Source organism: Leucobacter sp. UCMA 4100, from assembly GCF_027853335.1.
GTDB lineage: Bacteria > Actinomycetota > Actinomycetes > Actinomycetales > Microbacteriaceae > Leucobacter_A.
On record NZ_JAFEUS010000002.1, the window covers coordinates 571716 to 594525 of the forward strand.

At 60.4% G+C, this 22810-nt stretch carries 19 protein-coding genes; 10 read left to right on the plus strand and 9 right to left on the minus strand.

Going from position 1 to position 22810, the window contains the following annotated elements; genetic code table 11:
- Nucleotides 1-113 precede the first annotated feature (113 nt).
- The gene (locus tag JSO19_RS02920; RefSeq protein WP_270909617.1) at nucleotides 114-1559 is read left to right on the plus strand and encodes a PucR family transcriptional regulator; all 1446 of its coding nucleotides are present in this window, start codon (nucleotides 114-116) and stop codon (nucleotides 1557-1559) included.
- A gap of 9 nt (nucleotides 1560-1568) precedes the next feature.
- Here JSO19_RS02920 and JSO19_RS02925 read toward each other — a convergent pair whose 3' ends face one another.
- The 6 genes from JSO19_RS02925 to hisD all read right to left on the minus strand — a co-directional run bounded on the left by JSO19_RS02925 (nucleotide 1569) and on the right by hisD (nucleotide 9711).
- Nucleotides 1569-2582, minus strand: a complete 1014-nt coding sequence (locus tag JSO19_RS02925) for a class C sortase (protein WP_270909618.1) — start codon at nucleotides 2580-2582, stop codon at nucleotides 1569-1571.
- Nucleotides 2583-2722: 140 nt separating this feature from the next.
- The gene (locus tag JSO19_RS02930) at nucleotides 2723-4264 is read right to left on the minus strand and encodes a SpaH/EbpB family LPXTG-anchored major pilin (RefSeq protein ID WP_270909620.1); all 1542 of its coding nucleotides are present in this window, start codon (nucleotides 4262-4264) and stop codon (nucleotides 2723-2725) included.
- Nucleotides 4265-4588: 324 nt separating this feature from the next.
- Complete coding sequence (locus JSO19_RS02935; RefSeq protein ID WP_333734904.1) at nucleotides 4589-6346, minus strand: sigma-70 family RNA polymerase sigma factor; 1758 nt, start codon at nucleotides 6344-6346, stop codon at nucleotides 4589-4591.
- Between the two features lie 157 nt (nucleotides 6347-6503).
- Nucleotides 6504-7295, minus strand: coding sequence for a GntR family transcriptional regulator (locus JSO19_RS02940; protein ID WP_270909622.1), 792 nt, complete (start codon nucleotides 7293-7295; stop codon nucleotides 6504-6506).
- A complete protein-coding gene (locus JSO19_RS02945) occupies nucleotides 7292-8398 on the minus strand; it encodes a histidinol-phosphate transaminase (RefSeq protein ID WP_270909623.1) in 1107 nt (368 codons plus the stop codon). Before JSO19_RS02945 ends, JSO19_RS02940 begins: the two co-directional genes overlap by 4 nt.
- Nucleotides 8395-9711, minus strand: a complete 1317-nt coding sequence (hisD, locus tag JSO19_RS02950) for a histidinol dehydrogenase (protein WP_270909625.1) — start codon at nucleotides 9709-9711, stop codon at nucleotides 8395-8397. The genes JSO19_RS02945 and hisD overlap by 4 nt, the downstream gene beginning before the upstream one ends.
- Nucleotides 9712-9863: 152 nt before the next feature.
- Between hisD and JSO19_RS02955 the strand changes: the two genes are divergently transcribed.
- The 3 genes from JSO19_RS02955 (at nucleotide 9864) to JSO19_RS02965 (ending at nucleotide 12306) form a co-directional block, all read left to right on the plus strand.
- Entirely contained in the window at nucleotides 9864-10196 is a 333-nt protein-coding gene (locus JSO19_RS02955; RefSeq protein ID WP_270909626.1) for a PadR family transcriptional regulator, read from the plus strand.
- Entirely contained in the window at nucleotides 10193-11263 is a 1071-nt protein-coding gene (locus JSO19_RS02960) for a permease prefix domain 1-containing protein (protein ID WP_270909627.1), read from the plus strand. Before JSO19_RS02955 ends, JSO19_RS02960 begins: the two co-directional genes overlap by 4 nt.
- A gap of 71 nt (nucleotides 11264-11334) precedes the next feature.
- Nucleotides 11335-12306, plus strand: coding sequence for an LPXTG cell wall anchor domain-containing protein (locus JSO19_RS02965; RefSeq protein WP_270909628.1), 972 nt, complete (start codon nucleotides 11335-11337; stop codon nucleotides 12304-12306).
- Between the two features lie 65 nt (nucleotides 12307-12371).
- On the opposite strand, the gene JSO19_RS02970 is transcribed toward JSO19_RS02965, so the two are convergent.
- Nucleotides 12372-12881 (minus strand): FBP domain-containing protein, encoded by a 510-nt coding sequence (locus JSO19_RS02970; protein WP_270909629.1) that lies wholly within the window; start codon nucleotides 12879-12881, stop codon nucleotides 12372-12374.
- 306 nt (nucleotides 12882-13187) lie between these two features.
- Here JSO19_RS02970 and JSO19_RS02975 point away from each other — a divergent pair, with 306 nt between their 5' ends.
- From JSO19_RS02975 to JSO19_RS03000, 6 genes are all read left to right on the plus strand, one after another.
- The gene (locus JSO19_RS02975; protein WP_270909630.1) at nucleotides 13188-13811 is read left to right on the plus strand and encodes a trimeric intracellular cation channel family protein; all 624 of its coding nucleotides are present in this window, start codon (nucleotides 13188-13190) and stop codon (nucleotides 13809-13811) included.
- A gap of 398 nt (nucleotides 13812-14209) precedes the next feature.
- Nucleotides 14210-14587, plus strand: coding sequence for a hypothetical protein (locus JSO19_RS02980; RefSeq protein WP_270909631.1), 378 nt, complete (start codon nucleotides 14210-14212; stop codon nucleotides 14585-14587).
- Nucleotides 14584-15141, plus strand: coding sequence for an ABC transporter permease (locus JSO19_RS02985; RefSeq protein ID WP_270909632.1), 558 nt, complete (start codon nucleotides 14584-14586; stop codon nucleotides 15139-15141). The genes JSO19_RS02980 and JSO19_RS02985 overlap by 4 nt, the downstream gene beginning before the upstream one ends.
- A gap of 14 nt (nucleotides 15142-15155) precedes the next feature.
- Nucleotides 15156-16052, plus strand: coding sequence for an ABC transporter permease (locus tag JSO19_RS02990; RefSeq protein WP_270909633.1), 897 nt, complete (start codon nucleotides 15156-15158; stop codon nucleotides 16050-16052).
- On the plus strand, nucleotides 16049-17959 hold the full coding sequence (locus JSO19_RS02995) for an ABC transporter ATP-binding protein (RefSeq protein ID WP_270909634.1): 1911 nt from the start codon (nucleotides 16049-16051) through the stop codon (nucleotides 17957-17959). The genes JSO19_RS02990 and JSO19_RS02995 overlap by 4 nt, the downstream gene beginning before the upstream one ends.
- A gap of 74 nt (nucleotides 17960-18033) precedes the next feature.
- Entirely contained in the window at nucleotides 18034-19734 is a 1701-nt protein-coding gene (locus JSO19_RS03000) for an ABC transporter family substrate-binding protein (protein WP_270909636.1), read from the plus strand.
- Between the two features lie 76 nt (nucleotides 19735-19810).
- Here the strand turns inward: JSO19_RS03000 and JSO19_RS03005 are convergent, their stop codons facing one another.
- Both JSO19_RS03005 and JSO19_RS03010 read right to left on the minus strand, forming a co-directional pair.
- On the minus strand, nucleotides 19811-20557 hold the full coding sequence (locus JSO19_RS03005) for a GTP pyrophosphokinase (RefSeq protein WP_270909637.1): 747 nt from the start codon (nucleotides 20555-20557) through the stop codon (nucleotides 19811-19813).
- A 107-nt stretch (nucleotides 20558-20664) separates the two neighbouring features.
- Nucleotides 20665-22641 (minus strand): putative Ig domain-containing protein, encoded by a 1977-nt coding sequence (locus tag JSO19_RS03010; protein ID WP_270909638.1) that lies wholly within the window; start codon nucleotides 22639-22641, stop codon nucleotides 20665-20667.
- Between the last annotated feature and the right edge of the window lie 169 nt (nucleotides 22642-22810).

The window sequence follows — 22810 nt, forward strand, 5'->3', positions numbered from 1 at the left end:
ACCTCTCTGTTGGAGCGTGAAGACACCTGAGCTTATAAAGCAACACCCCGCAGACACAATGCGCATCATGATGATTCTGACAGCAGGCCATCACCATCTTGTACACTCTGGGTATGGCGTTGACCCTAAGACAACTCATCACCCGCTTCACCCCAGAATCAATTCACGGGCTGCACGATCTCGACGAGACCGTGGCCGAAGTGGTGCGGTTTGACGAGCTCATCGTCAAGGGCTCTGAGGTGCACCACACGCTCGTCACCTGCTCAGCCAAACAGATCGAGACACTGCTCGAAACCCCCGAGAGTGAACAGTGCGACCTCCTGCGCCGATGCATTCTCGCTTCGTCTGAGCACAGCCCCGAGCTCGAGCACGCAGTGGCCGAGGCCGGATTCGCCGCCATGCTCGGCGCGAAGGTGCCCCCGGCCGACCTCTTCAGCTCGCTCGAAACAGTGCTCACGAACTACCTCGCGGCCGACGACCGCATGCTCACGACCGCGGCACGAGTGCTCACCAAGGTCGCGAGTGTGGGCGGCGTCGAGGGCGTGCTCAACCAACTTTCATCGCTCATTGACGGCTGGGCCGTGCTCCTCGACGCGCACGGCCAGGTGCTCACAAGCGTTGCGGCCGGCCGTCTTCACATTGACGACGCAATCTCGGTGGTGCTGAACCGCCCGGTGAAGGTGCGCTACCCGGGACTACAGGTACACGTCATTGAATCGGGCGGGCGCACGAGCGCACGCCTCGTCATCGCGGCTCGCGGATCGAGTTCGTACCGGGCCAGGTCGATCGCGGCACTCGCTGCGAACATCATCGCGCTCATGTTGCGCACCACCGACCCGTCAGAGACCGAGCGCCTCGGCCGCAAAGCCATCGTAGACACGCTCGTGCGCGGCGGCGACGATGCGAGCGCCCTGCTCTCAGACTGGACCATCACCGATTCGCACCTCGCAGCCTTTGTCTTTTCGTCAAAAACGAAATACACCGACGTCGAGAATATGGTGGCTCGGTGGCTCACGCAGAGCGGTTTTCCGCACCTCTTTTACGGAACGGGTTCAGAAGTCTTCGGGTTTGCGACCAAAGCCGTACTCTCGTCACTCGAGGAGAAAACCCGGGAGTTCAGGGCGTATCGCGACGAGAGGCTCCACCTCGGAACCGGTTCACTGCTGCCACGAACCGAGCTTGAAGCCAGCCTGCAGCAGGCTCGCCAGGCCCTCTCAGCAACGAGCGTTGAGGGCCAGCATGTGCTGCACTTTCGCGAGCTGAGCTCGATGCGTCACGCGCTCATGCACTTCACGGCATCACAGCAGGCGATGCTCACCTCGGTACTCGACCCCGTACTCCACGCGGGCCCGCAAGCCGAAACGCTGCTCGAGACCCTCACCGTCTTTGTGCAGCACCACGGCTCCTGGAGTGATGCGTCACGTCAGCTCGGGGTGCACCGGCAAACCCTCGCAAAACGAATCGACCTCGTTGAGCAACTCCTTGGGCTCTCACTCCAGTCGGCCGACGACCGCGCGACCATCTGGCTCGCGCTACGAAGCCTGCAGCAGACACGCTAGCGTTCGCGGTCAGCCTTCGGCGCTACCGGTCTCGGGAAGCTTCGATGCGGCAGGATCCGCCGCCTTTTTCGGCCCTTTCGACGACCACACGAGGTACGCGACACCGAGCAAAACAGCCCCGCCATACCCCACGGCCCACCAGGCAAAGCCCGGCAACCCGCTCGGCTCGCCCGCGGCATCAAGATCAGCCTCAGGCGTCGGCGAAACCCGCTCTCCGGTCACGAGAATTCGATGCGTGTTCACGCCAAGCGGCGTGCACGTGATGAGCGTGACGAGATCTTCACCAGGCTCCTGGTGAAGCGTTTCGGTCTGGTCTGGCTCAACAACGGCCACGTCCCGCACCCGGTAGGTCAACACCTCACCAAACGTCTCGAGGGTAAAGGTGTCGCCCTCTTCGACCTTGTCAAGGTCGGTGAACATTCGAGCGCTCGCGAGCCCGCGGTGACCGGTGATCACAGACCTGGTGCTGTCGCCGCCAACGGGAAGCGAGGTGCCCTCAAGGTGCCCCAGCCCTTTGAGAAGCGTCTCTTCATCGGTGCCGTGGTAGATCGGCAAGTCGACCTTAATCGAGGGAATTCGCAGCCTCGCCATGACCCCGCTCGGGGTCGCAAGCTGGTCGCTGTAGCGCAGCTCGTTGTCACGCAGTTCACCGGAGCCAACCGCAACGTTCGCGCCAGCTTCGAGCAAGGCCCCCGACGAAAGCTCTTCGTTGTACCGCTGTGCCTCATGAATTTGGGAGGCCATGTCAGGCTTCACGTTCGCGAGCTCTTCGTCGTAGAGGCCAACGAGCGAAGACTGGTTCACCTGCGACAGCCATGCCGAGGCAGTGGGATACAACAGCACCCCTACCCCGAGCAGCCAGCACACGAAAGTTACCCACGCACCAAACGGAGGCTTGCGGCGACGCTCGGCACGCCGTTTCGCAGCCCGCCCCTGCGGCGCCTGCTGCTCAACAGTCTGGGATTCGCCCTGCTCAGCGTTCTGCCCTCCCGGGGCGGTCGCTGCGGTAGCGTGGCGGCTCATGTTGTCTCCTCGGCCACAAGATCGTGACATTTCTAAGGGTTTTGCCGGCCTGGCGAGGCACGGGGGATACTTCGCCAGGCCGGCGGTTTACAAGAAGCGTACCGCGGTGGGCACCCTTCACACTCTGCGAGTTGCGGTGACTACGCGGTGGTGTTTTTGCGGCGTGTGACCATCACCGAACCAGCAGCAACCGCCACCAACGCAAGACCACCAACAACCAACAACACCTGACCAGCACCACCAGTCATCGGCAACTCAGGAACCTCCTGCTGCACGTTCTTCACCTGCTTCGAGAACACCGACACCTCACCAGGCTTCACAACCACCTCAGTACGCGCCTCATCCTCATCAGGCAACACAAACCCAGTAGGAGCCTTCGTCTCAACCAGCACGTAGCAACGCTCCTTCAACCCATTCGTCATCGTGCCACCCTGAAGCTCATCATCACCAATCCACAACCCAGGAACCGTGATCACACCATCTTTCCCAGAAACCAGCTTCAGTTCCTTCCCATCAGCACCCGTCACCGCAGGCAGGGTCTTATCAGCAACACAACCCGAAGCAACATCACTAATCAGAAGCTTAAACTCAGCCCCCTCAAGACCCTTACCAGCCTGACCAGCATCAATCTTCTGCACCATCAGACCACCCCAACGAGTCCACACCTCATCAGTCGGGGTACCCGGCTTCCCGTCACCATCAAGATCAAGATCATTCACATTCACAAACGCCTGGTTCGCGATCTCACCATCACCCAACGACTGAACCACCGCAACAAAATCAACCGTCACCGTGTCACCCGTCTTCAGCCCGGCAAGACCCGCCTCGTCAAACGAGACCGTCAACACTGACCGGCCCTCACCGTTCACCGTCCACGCAGCCGTATACCCCGACGTAACCGTCACACCATTCACCTGAACCACAGGCGTACCCTCACCCTTCAGGCGGGCATCAAGCGTGTCACTCACCACAAGCTTCGTGTAATGATCATCAGTCACCGCGGGAAGTACCTGCGACACCCGGTAATCAACATCAGCACCCACCACGAACCCGTTCTCGGGCTGGTTCTGAATCGTCTTCGAAGGCTTATCACCCACATCATTCTTCGGGTACACATTCACGTCATACACCCACGACGCACCATCACCCTTCTCACCCGTCGCGGGCGTCGGGATCGTCACAATGAAAGGCTCTGACTTCTTTGTCACCTTTTCAGGAACCTTCGTCTCACGCACCAAATACGCACCCAAATCAAGCAGCCCACTTGACGCGACACCATCAACCGTCGCGGGAAGCTCATGACACGCACCCAACGAATACGAACCCAGCGACTGCCCCGAACGGGCACCCTTCAACGCTGCAGCATCCTTGCCCAGAACCGTCAACGCATCCCAGCCAGTGTTCGACCCATCCAGCAGATCAACATCCTCGATCGGGCAATACTCAAACACCACCCCGTCAATCGGCTTCGACGAAGGCTTCACACCCGAACCATCAGGATGCATGCCACCCTGACCCGGATTCTCATACTTATGCACCGTCAACGAACCCTGCGCACCAGGATCAATCTCAACCGCCTGCGCAGCCGAAGCCCCCGCAAACAACCCAGCCACACCAACCGCAGCAACCGCAGTCACCGCCAAACCACGACGCAACCCGCGCCCAACACTCATACCTGACATCAATCCATTCCTTTCTCAACCACCAACACCTCGGTGACCTTGGTTTTCGGGGCAAGAAATCCCCCCAGTTTGCTCAAGCTGAAAGCACGAGTCGAGGTTTTCGACGTGCCCAACGGGCGAGAAAAGAACGTGAGATGCCCGGCGTATTCCCTGGTATTCCCAGCAGCCAAAACAGCCCCCACTGCTCTCCCCTTTTCCATCTCAGAGCTTCTTGAGCAAAGCCCTTCGAAGATTAAGAGAGCGTGGTGAAACAAATGTGACGCGGTTCGAGAAAATATTTTTCGAACCGCGTCACGAACACACCGGGCGAGACCGCGTGGGGCGTCAGGTGGTGCTCTTTCGCTGTCGCTTCGTCACGAAAACGCCACCCGCGGCAACGAGCAGCAAGCCGCAAGCGAGCGTGATCCACAGCCCCGTGCTTCCGGTCATCGAAAGCAACCCGGGCTTGGCCTTGTTCGTGATGGTTTTTGGTGCCCCGCCGGTCTCGGCCGAGGTCTGCCCGATGATCATTTCGGTTCGCGCTGCGGTTCCCTCTGGCAGCTCGTACCCCTTCGGCGCGACGATCTCTTCGAGCACATAGCAGCGCTGCGAAAGACCATTCGTGTATGTGCCACCGTTCAGCTCATCATCGCCGACCCACAGGCCTGGCACCTCAACGAGCCCGTTCTCGCCCGAGTGAACGTGATACTCCGATCCATCATCGGCAGTCACGATGGTGAGGTCATCGTCGAGCCTGCACTCGGCAGTCTTCTCACTCGAGAGCACCCGAAACACCGCTCCTTCAAGACCCTTGCCGGGATGCTCTGCATCAACCTTGATAAAGCTCGCCGAGCCCCAACGGGTTCGCACCTCGTTCGTCTTAGCGCCCGGGGTGCCGTCGCCGTCAAGGTCAAGATCATTCACGTTGACCTCGGCCTCGTTCGCGAACTCGGTGTAGCCAAAGGGAGTTTCCAAGACCTGGTCTTGGCCCATCGATCCGCCCCCGCCCGGGTTTCGCTCGCTTCTTTCGCCAGGAGTTGTTGACTCGCCGTTCTGGGGTTGCGGGGCATCGGCCGCACCGTCGCCGCGACTTTCGCCGTCTGCGGGTGGCTGCTCACCGTCATCGGCGCGAAGGTCAGATGTACCCTGCTCAGCTTCACCGACGGAGGGCTTGTCTGGAGTTTCGGTCACCGAAACCGGTTTCTTCGGCTCGATCACGGTGTCGCCACCGAGCGGGCCCATCACGCCGGCGACAACAGCGACAGCACCCGCGACCGTCACGGTCACCGCAACCGCCGAAGCAATTGCCGCCTTGCGCCTTCCGGCCTTGTCCAGGGTCAGCACGCCCGCGCTCACCATGCCGATAATGCTTGCCTGCTCAGCGAAGCTCTTCCAGCGCGTGCTGCACTGGGCGCAACTGTGCAGGTGCATCTCGGCTTCGGCACGTCGCTTGCTCTTCTTGCGGCCCCACCGAATCTCGTTAAAGTCAGCAACGCACGCCGCGCAATCTGCGTCAAGGCCTCGTGGCGGGTGCATCTTCGTGAGCCAGGACTTCTTGAGGCCCTCCCTGGCACGTTTCAGGAGTACCGAGGTCGAGTTTGGCGACATATCGAGTTCGAGGGCAACGTCTTGCACCGGTCTTCCGGCGACATCGACCTCGAGAATCACCCGTTTCCAGCGCAGCGGCAAATCTTCGAGCGCCGCGAGCGCTGCGGTGCGCTGCTCGGCTTCTGAAAGTTGCTCGTCGCCCGCAACGATGAGCGGATCGAAGCGATCCTCATCGTGAGCGGTGCCCTCGCGCTTACCGGTTTCCCAGTAACGCCCGAGCTGTGTGTTGATCGTCTTGTAAAGGTACCCGCCGAACGAGTCGGTGGGGCCATTGCCCTGCAACAGGCTCTGATAGACCGCGTCAAAGGCATCGGCCACCGCGTCTTCAGCGTGCACCGGATCTTTGCGGCGCGCCCAGGAGAGAGCCATGCCGTGGTATCTCTGCCAGAGGGTGGCCAGGGGCCACGCTTCTCCACGACGAATAGTGTCGCAGAGCTCTTGGTCTGAGATAGGCTGCTCTTCCAATTCCCCTTGGTGTCCCATCACAACGCACATACTAGCAGCGGTTTTTTGATTCCTTTTGCCCAAAAGGCACGCCCATAACGCGCTGTTCAAGCCAGATTGCGGCTACCTGAGAGTCATACACTCACAGCGATTTACCAGATTGAGCGACGGTCGTAGCGCAGCTGAACCGGCCGTGTCGTGCGAGATTTTACTCGACCGGAGCGATCACTAACCTCGGCTGTGCATACTGCAGCGACTGGTGGGTGTCACGCGGCGTTGAAAAGGTAAACGAGAAGTGATCCCGCCGATAGAGTGAGCGCACCGAGACAACTGCGAGCCCAAGCTGGTCGCGCACGCACCCGCTCATGGCGAAGGCCGCGCTGCCTTTCTTCTCTCCCAGCAGGGCTGCTTGCGAATCGTCGAGATCGGCGATGTCAAGCGAGAATTGGCCCAGCGTGAGCTGCACTCCAAACACCGCTTCGAGAGTGTCATAGATCGAACGGTCTTCGAGATTGAGGTCGCGCAAACCAGCGAATCTTGGAAACGGAAGGAGGAGGTGTTCGAGCGCAATCGGTTCGCCGTCTGCCTGCCGCACTCGGGTGATTGAAAGCAACTGCTGCACCAGGTCACCAAAAACAGTGCCGTGCTCTTGAGCACTCGCGTCAACGACCTCGACGCCGATGACTTGTGAACTCGGCACCCTGCCGCTGGCACGAATTTGCGCCGAGAAGCCGAGGAGTTCTCGGGCGGCATACACCAGCCGGCGCGAAGAAACGAAGGTTCCCCTGCCAGCGGTTCGGTCAACGAGCCCCTCGGCCGCGAGCCGCGCGATCGCCTGGCGCACGGTTCCCCGGCTCACACCATACTGACTCGCAAGTTCGAGCTCCGGGGGCAACTGCTCGCCCTCGGCGAAGCGCCCGCTCGTGATCTGCTCACTGAGCTGTGCATATAGGTGCTCGTGAAGCGGGGTGCGCTTCAGCCCCGTTGCTGCCTGGTTCATTGCCCCGTTCCTCCCAGGGTGTCACCCATGACCTCTTCGAGCGCATCGAGAAAGCGGGTGGTCTCTTGTTCGGTCCCTGCCGTGACCCTAAGGTGACCGCCGAGCCCCACATCGCGAATGAGCACACCACGGTCGAGCAAGCGCTGCCACACCTCGTGACCGTCACTACCCGGGGTTCGAAAGAGTACGAAGTTTGCGTCGCTATCGGCGACGTTCACGCCCCGGTCGCGCAGGGTTGCAACAATGCGATCGCGCTGCACTTTCACGGCTTCAACACCCGCGAGCAACGAAGCCCGGTGCTCAAGTGCGGCGAGGGCAACCGCCTGCGTAATGGATGAGAGATGGTACGGCAGCCTCGTGAGCAGCACGGCCTCGATGACCCTGCGGTCGGCCGCGAGATAGCCGACCCTGGCCCCCGCGAGCCCAAATGCCTTTGACATGGTTCGCGATACGACGAGGCGGGGTCGAGACTCGATGAGTGGCAGGAGCGATGGCGTGTGCGAAAACTCGACGTAAGCTTCATCGAGCACGATGAGCGCATCGGTCGCGTCGTGAATGGCAAGAACCGTCTCGGGATCCAGCGAGCCCCCGGTGGGGTTATTGGGGGTGCACAAGAAGATCACCGAGGGTTCTACCCGCTCGATCGCCGCGAGCGCATCGTCCAGCGAAATGCCAAAATCAGGACCGCGGTCAATGGCTTCATAGGTGGCGCCGGTTGCCTCGACGAGGGTTCGGTGCATCGAATAGCTCGGCTCAAACCCGAGCACGGTGCGGCCAGGCCCCGCAAAAGCCATGAGGAGCTGTTGCAGCACTTCGTTCGAGCCGTTGGCCGCCCAGAGGCTCGATACGGGCAGCGTCACCCCCGTCGTCTCTGCAAGGTATCCTGCGAGGTGCTCCCGCAAGAGTGTGGCGTCGCGGTCTGGATACCGGTTCGCACCGCGTGCGGCTGCGGCAACGGCTGTCGCAATATCGGCGACGAGCGCATCGCTCAGCGCAAAGGGGCTCTCGTTCGTATTGAGCCTCACTGGAACATCAATTTGCGGGGCGCCGTAGGGCTCCTTGCCTTGCAAACGTTCCTGAAGGGGTGGCAAGATCTGGCTCATGCCGCGCCTCCTGCGACACGCACCTGTACCGCAGCGACGTGCGCATGCAGCTTCTCGGCGCCGCCGATCGCCGCAATATGATCGGCAACCTCGGTGAGCGCCCGCTGGTCGTAGTTCACCACGTGAATGCCCTTCACAAAGCTCTGCACCGAAAGCCCCGAACTGTGCCGGGCCGTGCCACCAGTGGGCAAGACGTGATTCGAACCGGCGAGGTAGTCACCGAGGCTCACTGGCGAGTACGGCCCGATGAACACGGCTCCAGCGTTGCGCACGCGCGCCGCATCGCGCTCTGCATCACGAGTGATGACCTCGAGGTGTTCTGGTGCCCAGTGGTTCACCGCAGCGAGCCCTACGTCAATCGAATCGACAAGCACGAGCGCTGACTGGTCGCGAAGCGCCACAACAATGCGCTCACGATTTTCGGCGGTTTGCGCCTGGCGAACCATCTCGTGCGCGACGGCTTCGGCGAGCGCTTCAGAGTCAGTGACGAGCAGCGCAGCAGCTCGCGGATCATGCTCAGCCTGCGAGAGCAGGTCTGCAGCGACGTGCTGAGCGTTGGCTGAGTCGTCAGCCAACACGGCGATCTCGGTCGGCCCAGCCTCAGAGTCGATGCCGATGACACCCTTCAGAAGACGCTTAGCCGCAGCAACAAAAACGTTGCCGGGGCCGGTCACGAGATCAACCGGGTCGATCTCGTCGGTTCCGTACGCGAAGGCGGCAATCGCTTGGGCACCACCAACGGCGTGCACCTCATCGACACCGAGAAGCTCACACGCGGCGAGCACGACCGGGTGCGGCAAGCCAGTGTCACGTTGCGGCGGAGAGGCGACGGTGAGCGAGCGCACCCCGGCAACCTGTGCGGGTATGACGTTCATCACGACGCTGCTCGGGTAGGCGGTCAAACCGCCCGGCACGTATAGCCCAACTCGGTCTACCGCGACCCACCGCTCGGTCACGGTCGCCCCGTCGGCAACCTGCACCGTCACGTCGTTGGGCCGTTGCGCCTCGTGCACAATCCTGGCACGGCGTACTGACTCGGTCAGCGCTTCACGCACGGCGGGATCAAGCGCCTCGAGCGCCTCGGCGAGCGCCGCCGCTGGCACCCTTGTGCGGGGCACATCGACACCGTCGAAACGCTTGGTGATCTCACGAACCGCAACGCCGCCACGATCACGCACATCGTCGCATACCGGGCGCACGGTCTCGGCTGCGTCTTCAACGCTCAGTTCAGCTCGTGGGAGCGTTGAAAAATCTGGCTGAGGGACCCCTCGGTAGTCGATGCGTCGTATGTCGTCATAGTGCAAAGCGTTCATCGTGTCTCCCATAGCGCGGTATCTGCCAATGAGACAGTAACACTCATTGCCTGAAAAGTATAGACAATTCAAACATTAACCCTTGACGCTACGTTTGTCATACTACTCGTGACGTAGTATGTTTGCAGTAGCATGCAATTGAAAGGAGTCACATGATCAGCGCCGATGCCATTCGCGGCTACGTCGACCTCATGGTCCTCTCCCTCCTCCGCTCGGGTCCCTCGTATGCATACGAACTCGCCCAACGCATCACTGCAGTGAGCGGCGAGATGTACACGATCAAACAAACCACGCTCTATTCGGCAGTGAAGCGGCTCGAAGCATCAGGCTTTGTCAGCTCCTCAGCCGGCGTCTCGCCGAGCGGCAAACCTCGCACCTACTACCAGCTCACCGAATCGGGCCTCGCGCACTACGCGCTCAAGGTCGCCGAGTGGCAGAGCACCAAAATCGTTGTCGACAAATTCATTGAAGGAGCCCCACAGTGAACGTCATCATTGCCTACCTCGAGACTATGTTCAGCACCTACCCACAAACTCCGCGGCTACTCGAGGCCAAGCTCGAACTCCGCGCCATGATGGAAGATGCCTACGCAGGGCTCATCGCCGAAGGGCACTCTGAAAACGAGGCCGTTGGCCAGGTCATTCGCGATTTTGGCAACCTCGAAGAAATTGCGCCAGTGCTTGGCATCTCAACCGACATCGGGTCACCCGCGAGCCCCAGCCCCGAGCCCCACCCACAGCCCCAACCCCAGCCCGCAGCCTGGCAGGGCCCTCGAAACACTCCAGTCACGCTTGAAGAGGCGAAAGGGTACGCGCAGGCCCAAAACGCCATTCGCTTTCGGGTCAGCACTGCCGTCGCACTCTTCGTACTCTCGCCCATCGCCATCATCACGCTCCCCGCAGCAGCCGAGGCAAACGTCTTTGCGAGCCTTTCGCCGAGTGCAGCAACATTCGCGGGCATCCTGACGCTTCTCGCATTCGTCGCGATCGGAGTCGTGATGATCGTCACGACTTCACGGGAGACCGAACCGTACCGACGCATTCGCGAGCATCACTTCTCACCGAGCCACGAGGTCGCTGTCTGGTCACAGAGCCTCGCGAAACAGCACGAGGGTGGTCGCATCAGAGCACTCCAGATCGCCATCACGCTGTGGATCCTTTCGCCCGTTCCAGTCATTGCTGCTGCGCTACTCATCGAGGAGTCACCACAGAAGAGTTTCTGGGTTGTTCTTGCCGTGGCAGCCCTGTTGTGTTTCGTCGCCGCCGGCCTCGCCGTACTGATTCCCTCAGCATGGGCACACTCAGTCGCAGAGACACTGAGTCGGGGTACTGAATTTGCCCGAGCGACCGAGCCTGAAGAGGCCGAGCGCGGCATCACCGGTGTCGTTGCCGCTTTCTACTGGCCGCTGCTCACCGCGATTTTCCTCGCTTGGGGTTTCATCGGCAGCGCTTGGCATATTGCATGGGTCATTTGGCCCATCGGTGCTGTGCTTTTTGGGGCTATCGCCGCGGGCACCGGTGCGATTGACGGCTACCGCAAATCCCGCCGCTGAACATCATTGGTCGCGAAAACAACCGCTTGCCACTAGCGGTATCATCTACCTCGGTCTAGCATTGCCTTACTATGAAAAAAATGAGGATTGGGGCCTCCGTCGTCGCAACCGCCTTTTTTGGCGGATCGGTACTGCTCGGCAGTACTGCGGCTCACGCTGAGGTAGGGGATACGGTTTGTCATTACTGGGGAAACGGCGACGTGTACAACGTGCTCGTCACCCAGGCCAGTGAGCGCAGCTACGAGGTGACGGTGAGTGACTTCAAGTCGTTTGCTTCACCGAGCAATAAGGGCAACTACTTCGTACCGCTGCCACTTGAGCCCGAGAACTTGCGACTCGCCACCAACACCGTGACGCTCAACCCGGCGCTCAGTGTTTCTGACCTTTCGATCTCACAGTCGGTCGCGACAGAACCCGACGATGACGGCGTTTCAGTCGTCATCACAGAGTACCTCAAGAAGGAGTCGGCGCCTTGGGAGAGCGCAAAGATCGACGAGAACACGGGTAACATCGTGTGGCTGCAAGATCTCGACGCGCGTTCAGACGCCTCAGGTGTGCAGGTCAAGCCCGATGACTACCTTTTGCCGATGTTCAGCGGTGACGACTCAGTGGGCGTGCTGCAGTTCACCGTCACGCTTCCTGATACCGCCGAGGGCGAAGTCGCCCTCTTCGAGAGCTTCAGCTCGACGTACACAAGCGGCAAGTTCTCGGTCAACTCCGAAACCTGGGAGGCCGATGCCGAGCTCACGGACACTGTCGCAGGCTGTTCAGTCACGCTGCCGGCCATCCCGGATCCAGAGCCTGAGCCCAAGCCCGACCCGGAGCCAAAGCCGGACCCTGAGCCCAAGCCAGACCCAGAGCCCGCGCCCAAGCCGGAGCCAGCGCCAAAACCCGAGCCTGCACCAAAGCCCGCGCCCAAGGAGCAGCTCGCTCAGACAGGCGGCGCAGATGCCACCGCCCTGATCGCCGCCGCTGGCGCGCTCCTGGCAACCGGAGCAGGGGTCACGCTCTACGGCGTTCGCCGCAAGGCAGCCCACCGCTAAGCTCGGCACTCTCACGATCAGTGGAGGTCTCGCACCGTATGGCACGATGCGAGACCTCCACTGTGTTATCGGCCGGTCACGAGCATCTCGGCGAAGCCATCGGCCCGTAGGCGCATGTTTTCAATACGCAGTTCGCGAGCCGCGGCAACGTCATACCCCTCATATGCGGGAGGCGGATCATTGCGCACGTTTTTCGAGCACTGAAAATCACGGCAGATGAGGGTTCCGACGGTGTTGCCCCTACGCCCGGCGTCGCCAACGCGCTTCGCGGCCCAGAACACCACCTCGTTGGGCAGCCGAACGTCCTGGCACCAGTTGCACATGGCGCGTGACCGAGGTGAAGCCTCGGCTTGTTTGAGCATGACGCCGATCGGCGGCTCGCTCGCATCAATCCTCGGCACGACCACGTATGCCCTGCGGGCAAACTTTGGGTCACGCCAGCCAAGGTAGTCGAGCTTTTGCCAATCGGTGTCGCTGAGCGTCTCGAAGGAGGGAGCAAGCGAGAGGTCTTTAACCTCTTTGCGCGAGGCATTCACGAATGATGCACGAATGAGCGTTTCTGTGAGTGGTTGCATGAGAAGCTTTCTGGGGCCCCGAATGTTCGTTGCGAAACGCACGCCAAACAAGCCCCCGGGAATAGTGCGTGAGGGTTCGATTCGGTGGCCACAGTCGAGCAGCTCGCTCGATGTGGCCTCGTGGTCGTGCTAATCGCCGTCGGCTAATGCTTCGCCGACGACCTCCTGACGCTGTGCGTACAGCTCTCGATAGTTCACGCGACCAACATAACACTCGTTCCTGATCGCTCGCACGCTTTTACGAACCTGTGCCAATGTCTGTCACAGAAGAGAGAACCCCCGCAGACGACCTCGTAGAATATTCATGTGACAGCGACCAGTGAAATCGTCTTTGAAGCCCTGTGGATCTTTGGCATTCTTGCCTTCGCCATTTCTGGCGGCCTCGTTGGCGTGCGCCGAAACCTCGACCTGCTCGGCATTCTCGTGGTGGGTACCGCGACCGGTATTGGTGGCGGCATCATTCGCGACCTCATCATTGGTGTGCAGCCACCCGTCGCCTTCGTGCACTGGCCTTACTGGGGCACCGCGATTGCGGGGTCACTGTTCGTGTTCTTCTTTCACCCTGGGCTCGCGCGCATTCGCCGCGCAGAGATCATCTCTGACGCATTCGGCCTCGGCGTCTTCGCGGCCTACGGTGCTGCGGTTGGGGTCACGGAAGGCTTCGATCCGCTCACCAGCGTCTTTATCGGCACCGTCGCCGCAATCGGCGGTGGTGTTATTCGCGATGTGCTCGTCAACGATATTCCTGGGGTTCTCACGCGCGAGCTCTACGCCGTATCGGCGATTCTCGGCGCCACGGTCGCGATGACCATCACGTGGTTTACCGGGTACCTCGTGACCGCTTCGGTGGTCGGAGGAATCTTGGCAACGGGACTACGCCTTACTTCGTACAAGATGGGCTGGCACCTGCCAAAGCCCAAAATGAAGTAGCGACGGGCAAAAAAGCCCAACCGCTTTTCTGGACAAATTCGCGTTCGCTTCTGCGGAAGCTACTCGCGAGCAATATGAAAGATGCCGCAAGACGTAATGTAATCCTTCGTCTGGAATTTCGCTTGTTTCACCAAAATCTACTATTTGAACACGCTGTTCATTTGTGAGATACCTTACCCTTTCGCAACAACAGGGTAACGAAGAACACTCGCACGAAGATGTGTGTTTGGGTGAATTTACGAGCACTTTTGCAGATCGCGACACACCCCGTTGCGTCTCTTTTGTGCACACTCGCCAGCACCCACCGGCGAGCGATCATGCAACGACGCTGACCCAAGAGGAACAGATTGACCAGGTATCTCCTCCGTAGATTTTTCGGATGGCTCGCCCTCATTTTTGTGGCAACCAACCTCACCTATTTTCTTGCCTGGGGCTTCCTTGACCCACGCAATAACTTCATCGGGCGCCGCCCTCCAGCGACCGAAGAGCAAATCGTCAACCAGCTGTTGCCACGCAACCTGAGCGACACCGTGCCGCTGTGGGAGCGCTGGTGGAACTGGCTCGGAGGAATCGTCACGAGGTGGGACTGGGGTCTGAGCCCCGTCGGCCAGTCGGTCAATGAAGAGGTCTCGTACCGCATCTGGGTGAGCGCCGAACTCGTGCTTGGCGCCACGATCCTCGCGACCCTCATCGGTATCGGTCTTGGCGTGTTCACCGCCTCGCGCCAGTACAAATTCGCCGACCGTCTGGGCAGGCGGTTTCAATCATCGCAATGAACGTGCCCATCGTCGTCGCGGCCTTCGCCGTCGTGATGCTCGGCATCGCCATCAACGACGCGGCCGGAACCCGCATCTTCTTCGTGACGGGGTCGTCAAGTACGGGGGTGACGGGCTTCTTCCCGGTCCTCATAGACACCCTGCAACACCTCGCGCTACCAACGATCGCGCTCGTGCTCGTGCAGTACGCCTCGATCCACTTCTTACAGCGCTCGCTGCTGCTCGACAACATCAGCGCCGACTACGTGCGTACCGCCCGGGCAAAGGGGCTCACGAAGCCCCAGGCTATTCGCCGCCACGCGCTTCGCACCTCGCTCATTCCGGTCGCGACGCAGGTGGCCTTCACGATTCCCACGGTGTTCACGGGCGCCGTGATTAGCGAGAAGATCTTCGGCTGGAACGGCATGGGCAGCTACTTTCTCGACACCATCGCTAACAACGACATTCACGGCACGGTTGCAATCGCCGCCTTCGGCGCAGTGCTCACCGCGATTGGCGCTCTGCTCGCCGACATCGCCGTCGTCATCCTTGATCCGAGAGTGCGGGTGAGCTAACCATGATGACTCCAATGACCAAAGCCAACGTTGCATCGCCGCATGCGCCGAGGGGCCGTACCTCGAACCTGCGCCTCTACACGCGCCGTTTCGCGCGCAACAAGCCAGCCATCGCGGGCCTCGGCGTCTTTATTCTCATCGCTCTCTTCGCGATCGCTGGCCCACTCATCAGCCCTTACAGCCACACCGACATGGATTTCCTCGCGCTCACCTCACCGCCGAGCGCCGAGCACTGGTTCGGCACGAGTGTCGGCGGGCACGACACCTTCGCTCAGGTCGCGACGGGGCTCCAGCGTTCGCTCATGATCGCGCTCTCGGTCTCGATCGGCACCACCGTGCTCTCGGCATTCGTCGGCACGATCGCAGCCTACTTCGGTGGGGTCATCGAACGAACCACGCTGCTCGTGATCCACTTCCTCATGGTGATTCCCACCTTCCTGTTGCTCTCGATTCTCTCGAACGCTTCAGGCGGCGACTGGCGAGTCATCTCGCTCATCATGATTCTCGTGGGCTGGTACCTCCCAGCGCGCATCATCTGGACCATGTCGCTGTCGCTTCGCGAACGCGAGTATGTTCGTGCAGCCAGGTACATGGGCGTTGGCGGAATTCGCGTTGTCGTGCGTCACCTTTTGCCGAACATCGGCTCGCTGCTCGTCGTGAACTTCACCCTCGGCGTCGTCAGCGCCGTCATGACCGAGACCGGGCTCTCGTTCATCGGCTTCGGCGTGAAGCTTCCCGATGTCTCGCTCGGCTCGCTCATTGGCGACGGTGCAGGCAGCATCACGAATGCTCCCTGGCTCTTTGCCTTCCCCGCCCTCGCCCTCACCCTTCTCACCGTGTCAATGGCCCTCATCGCCGACGGGCTTCGCGACGCGTTTGACCCCACCTCTGCCGCAGGAGGCCGCGCATGACCACCCCAACCCTCTCAGTCAAGAACCTCACGGTTTCGTTCCCCTCTGAAGCAGGTCGGGTCGACGCCGTGCGCGGCGTGAGCTTCGACCTCGAGGCCGGAAAAACCCTCAGCATCGTTGGCGAGTCAGGCTCGGGCAAGTCAGTCACCGCGCTCGCAATCATGGGGCTGCTCGATGAGAACGCAAGCGTGAGTGGCTCGGTCATGTTCGAGGGTCGCGAGCTCCTCTCGCTGAGCGACAAACAGCTCTCGGTAGTACGCGGCAACGGCATCTCGATGGTCTTTCAAGACCCGCTCACCTCGCTCACACCGGTCTACACGATCGGCGACCAGCTCATCGAGGCCCTCACCACGCACCAGCGTCTCGGTAAGCGCGAAGCCGTACGCCGAGCAGAAGAGCTGCTGCGGCTCGTGGGCATCACCGACCCGCAGAGTCGCATGAAAGCGTTTCCGCACGAGTTTTCTGGCGGCATGCGCCAACGCGTCGTCATCGCGATCGCCATGGCCAATAACCCAAAGCTCATCATCGCTGACGAGCCGACGACCGCCCTCGACGTGACCATTCAGGCGCAAATTCTCGATCTCATGCAAACGGCGCAGGAGACGACCGGCGCGGCCCTCATCATGATCACGCACGACATGGGCGTGGTCGCGAGAACCGCCGACGACGTGCTCGTCATGTACGCGGGCCGGCCGGTCGAGCACGCACCGGTCGATGAGCTATTCTCACGGCCCAAGATGCCGTACACGATCGGCCTTCTCGGCGCGATTCCCCGGGTCGACCAGTCGTCTGACCAGCCGCTCGTGCCGATCAAGGGCAACCCGCCGATTCTCATCAACCTGCCGCCCGGCTGCCCCTTCGCCGACCGTTGCCCCATTGCTCAGGCTGCGTGCCGCGTCGAAGAGCCACCGCTCGTTCCGGTCGCGGGCGAAACGCACCTCGCCGCGTGCCTGCGCTCTGACGAGATCAGCGGCACGGGAACGATCGATGGCTCACCCGTCTACCCCATTCCAGAGCCTCTAGAAAATCCCGTCGAAGCGCTGCCCCGCGACCAACGCCCCAAGACCCTCGAGGTACGCGGGCTCTGCAAAACCTTCCCGATGCTCAAGGGCGCACTCGTCAAGCGCAAGGTCGGCGAAGTGCACGCGGTCAAGAACGTGAGCTTCGACGTGCACGAGGGCGAGACCGTCGCGATCGTCGGCGAGTCAGGCTCGGGCAAAACAACGACGCTTCTCGAGGTGATGGATTTCGCGCCGCAGGAGCCAGGCGAGGTCATCATCGCGGGCACCAACGTCGCCGACGTGCGAAGCCGTGCCGCAGAGCGCAAACTCAGGCGAGATATTCAGATCGTCTTCCAGGACCCGATGGGCTCGCTCGATCCGCGCATGACCATCGCCGACGTCATTGCCGAGCCCTTGGTCGCCAACGGGATGAGCAAAGACGATGCGCACGTTCGAGTCAGCGAGCTCATGGAGCTCGTCGGGCTCAACCCCGCGCACATCGACCGTTTTCCCGCCGCTTTCTCGGGCGGGCAGCGCCAGCGCATCGGCATCGCCCGTGCGCTGTCAACCGAGCCCCGCATCATTGTGCTTGACGAACCCGTCTCGGCCCTCGACGTGTCGATTCAGGCCGGCGTACTGAACCTCCTCAATGAACTCAAAGCGAAACTCGGGCTCTCGTACCTCTTCGTCGCGCACGACCTTTCAGTCGTGCGCCACATCGCCGACAGGGTCGCGGTCATGTACCACGGCGAGTTCGTCGAACAGGGCGAGGTCGACGATGTATTCGACCGGCCCCAGCACCCGTACACCAAGTCACTGCTCGCAGCGATTCCCATTCCCGATCCCAAGGTCGAACGGGAGCGGCGCATCGCAAGAGCGGCAGCCACCACGACCCTCGCACCGTAACTGGAAGCGAAACAGAGTTCCACCGACGAAACAGAGCGCCCTGCTCGAAGCGTCACCAACCTACAAGGAGCATCATGAGAAAGAAACAACCACTCATCGGCGCCCTCGCGCTCACCGCTGCAGCGGCGCTTGCGCTCTCGGCGTGTGCGTCGGGAGACGAGAAGCCCGGCGACAAGCCGGCAGCCGAGGTGAAAGAGGCCGACTACAACCCCCAACCGCGTGAGAACCTGCAAGAGGGCGGCGAGGTTCGCTTCCCACTCACGACGTTGCCCACGCAGATGAACGACGCCAACAGCGATGCGAACGCATACACAGCTCGCCTCGCATCATGGTTTCGCCCGCAGGTGATTCTCATGGAGCCAGACGGCACGCCCTACAAGAACGACGCCTACCTTGACGTCTGGGAGCACGAGGTCGTCGACGGCAACACACAAATCACGTTCACCTTCACCGACGAAGCACACTGGAACGATGGCACCGACATGGATTGGACGGCCATCGAAGCGACGTGGAAGACACAGCGCTCGTACGACGAGGGCTTCAACCCGAACGCGATTGACGGCTACCAGGGCATCAAGTCGGTCGAGCAGGGTGACACCCCGAAGACCGCGATCGTCACCTACGACGGCGAGTTCGCTTGGCCAGAGATGCCGTTCATGTCGATCATTCACCCGAAGGTGTCGACGCCCGATGACTTCAATGAAAGCTTCATCAACGACCCCCGCCCCGAACTCGGCGCGGGCCCTTACAAAGTCGAGACGTTCGACACGAAGTCGGGCCTCGTTGAGTTCGTACCCAACGAAGAGTGGTGGGGCGATAAGCCGTTACTCGACAAGGTGACCTTTCGCCAGCTCGAGTCAAGCGCCGCAATCAACGCGTTTAAGAACGGTGAGATCGATCAGGTAGCCGCGAACGCTCAGAACGAGCTCTCACAGGTTGAAAACGTCGAGGGTACCGTCACGTACCGAGCCCAGCAAACGGCAAACAGCCTGTTGCAGCTCAACGCCGAGCGCCCCCAGTTCGAAGACGTCAAGGTGCGCGAGGCTTTCTTCAAGGCGGTCGACCGCGACCAGCAGAAGGAAATCGCATGGCAAGGCCTCGGCTACTCTGAGCCCGACGCCGGCTCGTTCACCCTCTACAGTTTCCAGCCCGGGTACAAAGACGCGCTCGCTGAGGCAGGCTACTCGTACGACCCTGAGGCTTCGAAGAAGCTGCTCGACGAGGCGGGCTGGGAGCCGGGTTCTGACGGCATTCGCGAAAAAGATGGTGTGCGTCTCGAAGCGGTCTACCCGATCTGGTCAGACTCAAGCACGCAGGCAAGCCTCGCGCAGGCCATGCAGGCCTCACTCAAAGAGGTCGGCTTCGACCTCAAGGTCGATGTTCGCCCGTCGCAGGCATTCGGTGATGACCTCACCTCGAAGAACTGGGATGTATCGTCACTGCGGTTCACCTCGGGCGACCCCTTCGGCGCAGCTTGGTTCTGCCAGGTCTACTGCTCTGACTCGGGCCTGAACCTCTCGAGCACGGGCACCCCCGAGATCGACGAGCGCATCGCCAAGGAGGTCGCTTCGATCACCGATGCAGAGCAGCAGACCGCTGCAGCCATGGATCTCGAGTCAGAGATCATGAAAGAGACCTGGGGCATCATCCCGCTCTACAACGGCCCCGAAATCGCGGTCGTGAAAGAAGGTCTCGCGAACCTCACGCCTGAGCCTTACACGGGCCTCGACCTCTTCGGGGTAACCCCCGTCGAGAACGTGGGCTGGGAGAAGTAAGCTCTCTCTCACCCCTGCAGTGTGCCCGAAACGGTTCTTCTCCTACCGTTTCGGGCACACGCATGTCTGGGGTGAGTTACGCCCGGCGTATGCGGTCACGCACCTCGCGAATCTCTTCGAGGTTGATGGGTGAGGTTGCGGGCGGTTCGCCGTGCATTTGTACGTGCAGACTCTGCATACGGGTGTCGAGCTCGGCAGCAATCTCAGCAGCGTTTTTCAGCTCGGCGAGTAGCTGGCCGGGCACTTGTCGCTGATATTTGTAATAAATTTTGTGCTCAAGACTCGCCCAAAAATCCATCGCGATCGTGCGAAACTGCACTTCAACGGGAACATCGACTCGCCCGCTCGAGAGGTAAACCGGCACTGACAGAATCGCATGCAGGCTCTTGTAGCCGTTCTCTTTCGGCTCAGCGATGTAGTCTTCGACCTCGACCACGGTGATGTCGTCTTGTTTCGTGAGCAAGTCATAGAGCCGATAGACATCGCGAATGAACGAGCATGTGACCCGTACCCCGGCAATATCTTGAATTTCTTGGCGGATCGCTTCGCGGGTCGGCGCCACGCCTCGCCGCTCGACCTTCGAGATGAGGCTTTCCGGGGTCTTCAAGCGGCTTGAAACATGCTCGATCGGGTTGTACTCGTGCATGTGCACGAACTCTTCTCGCAAAATCGCAAGTTTTGTCTCAATCTCTTGCATCGCGAAGCGGTATTCGAGCATGAATCGTTGCAGCTCATCGCCTACGAGGCGAAGCTCGTTCGGGGTAATCGTGACCTCATCATCAAGCGACAGTGGTCGGCGCGAGGCCGGTGCTGGTGTGCTCATAGTGCGAGAGTAACCCCGCAGCTTATGAATCTGCTGTGCTGCCCCGCTGACAGAAAAGGGACGAGCGCCGAAGCGCCCGCCCCTCATCTGCACCGCTGATGTCGCTCTTAGGCGTCTGCGTTATCGGTCAGGCTTCGGCGTCGTGCAATCACGACGGCCACGCCAGCACCGAGTGCGATAACCGCGGCGATCGCGACCATCACCATAGCCTCAGAGCCGGTATTCGGCAGCGGATCTTTCCCGTCATCGATGGTACCGTTCGTGCCGTCGTCGCTATCGGCGTCATCACCGTCGTTGTCGCCGTCGTCACCGTCGTCGTCACCGCCGCCCTCATTTGAGACAACCGTGATCGTGCTTTCTTGCGATGCCGTACCAAACACATCAGTCACCGTTACCGTCACCGTGAAGGTGCCCGCCTCGGTCGCGGTTCCACTCAACACCCCGGTCTCAGCATCAAACGAAAGCCCTGCGGGCAACCCCTCGACCGACCAGGTGTAGCCTGGCTGCGCAGTAGCCGTCACCGTCACCGGGTCAAGCGACTCACCCACCTTCGTCTTCACCGCAAACGGGGCAGACGTAATCACCGGCTGCACACCAACGATACGCACTGCATCAGTAGCGCCCGTCTGACCCCAGAACTCATCGGTATAGCTCATGCGATACTGCAAAGCCACCGCCTCGGCATCAGCAGTCAGCTGCAGCGTCGTCGTGTGCTCCTCAAGGTCGTTCCACGTCTCACCGTCAGCCGATGACTGCCATGTCACACCGCTATCGAGATCGGCTTTCACACCGTTCAGGCTCGCTTCAAATTGCACGCTCTCACCGAGAGTCGAGATCTCAGCATCAACCGGCTGCGAAGTCACTTCAGGAGCAAGCAACACAGAAATACTGCAGTCGACTTCCCACCACCCACCGTTCGAGACCACAAGATCACCGTTAGTAGTCTGTGTGAAGCTATTCCCAGCCCCGGGAAGTTCACGGTGACTTGGCAAGAGCGCCCCAGTTTCAAAGTCAGCGACGAACACCTGCGTTTCGTTTTCCGAGACAAGCCAAGCTCGATCTTGATGAGGAACGGGCACGATGCCGTTGAAGGGCAACCCATGCGTAATGCGCCTCAGCGTGGTTCCGTCTTGGGGCGAAGCGCTAACCACCAAACCCGTTGTTTCTACACCAATTACAAAGGCTCCAGAACTGTCATAGGTCAAATCATTCAAGTACATGACATGCTCATTAATGAAGGGGCCGGCGCTCACCTCCAACGTTTCAGCGTTGACGACCATCAGGATTCCCGGATCAAAATCAACCGTCACCCCAAGAGACACAGCAAGGCTCAACCCATCCGGATTCAAAGCCAAGGTGCTTCCATACAAAAGGTTCGAAAACTTAGGGCCCTCAGTAATCTCCCCAGTCTGTGTATCCAGTTTCAAGAGTTGGGTTCCACGCCCGTCCTCAGCCAGAATGAAAACAGTTTTACCGTCGTCAGAGATTTCTATGAGGCTATCCGCGCGATGAGGCAGCCCGTACCGTGCGATCTCTGTGTTGGTTGTCGTGTCGAGCAAGATGACCATGCGATCTCCTTCAGCGCCGACGGCACAATTGGCACACTCTACGTACGCGAGAACGTTTGCATTCTTCGCCGCGCTGAGCGAAAAACGGAGGTAGCCCTTGTACGGAGACAATCGCGTTTCAATGTGCAAGCGCTTCTCAAGATCAAAGATGATGATGCCATGATCTCGAAGCCGAGAGGTACGCCCGTACGCAAATTTTCCGTCTGCGCTCACCTGAATCTCATGTGCGATGTCATCATCTTCCTCGGGACTATCGGGATTTCCCGGCTCCTTGAGTAACGGGATGCGAACCGCCAGCTCATCACTGACGTTTTCTTCACTGTCAGCAACCCCCGCAAGATCGACCAGCGTCTCAGACATCTGTGCATCACGATGCCGGCTGTAATCAGCTTCGCTGCCGACCGCCTGGGCAGAAAAGGCCGAACTACCGAACAATAGCCCCGTCAACAAGACAGCAACCCCTACCCGGTTGATCGAACGACCACCAGAACCACGGTGTCCTGAGAGTTTTTTCACGTTATTTCCCCTTCACGTCCCCATGCATACGAGTACGCTTATGACTTTCAATACGCGCCATAGGCGCTTCCCCAGCCGCAAGTCTACCTTTGTAGCGCCTTTGAGGAAAGGCCGCTGAAACGACTGCGCCCAAGCCAATTCAGCCGACCAGCCCGATTTACCCCTGACA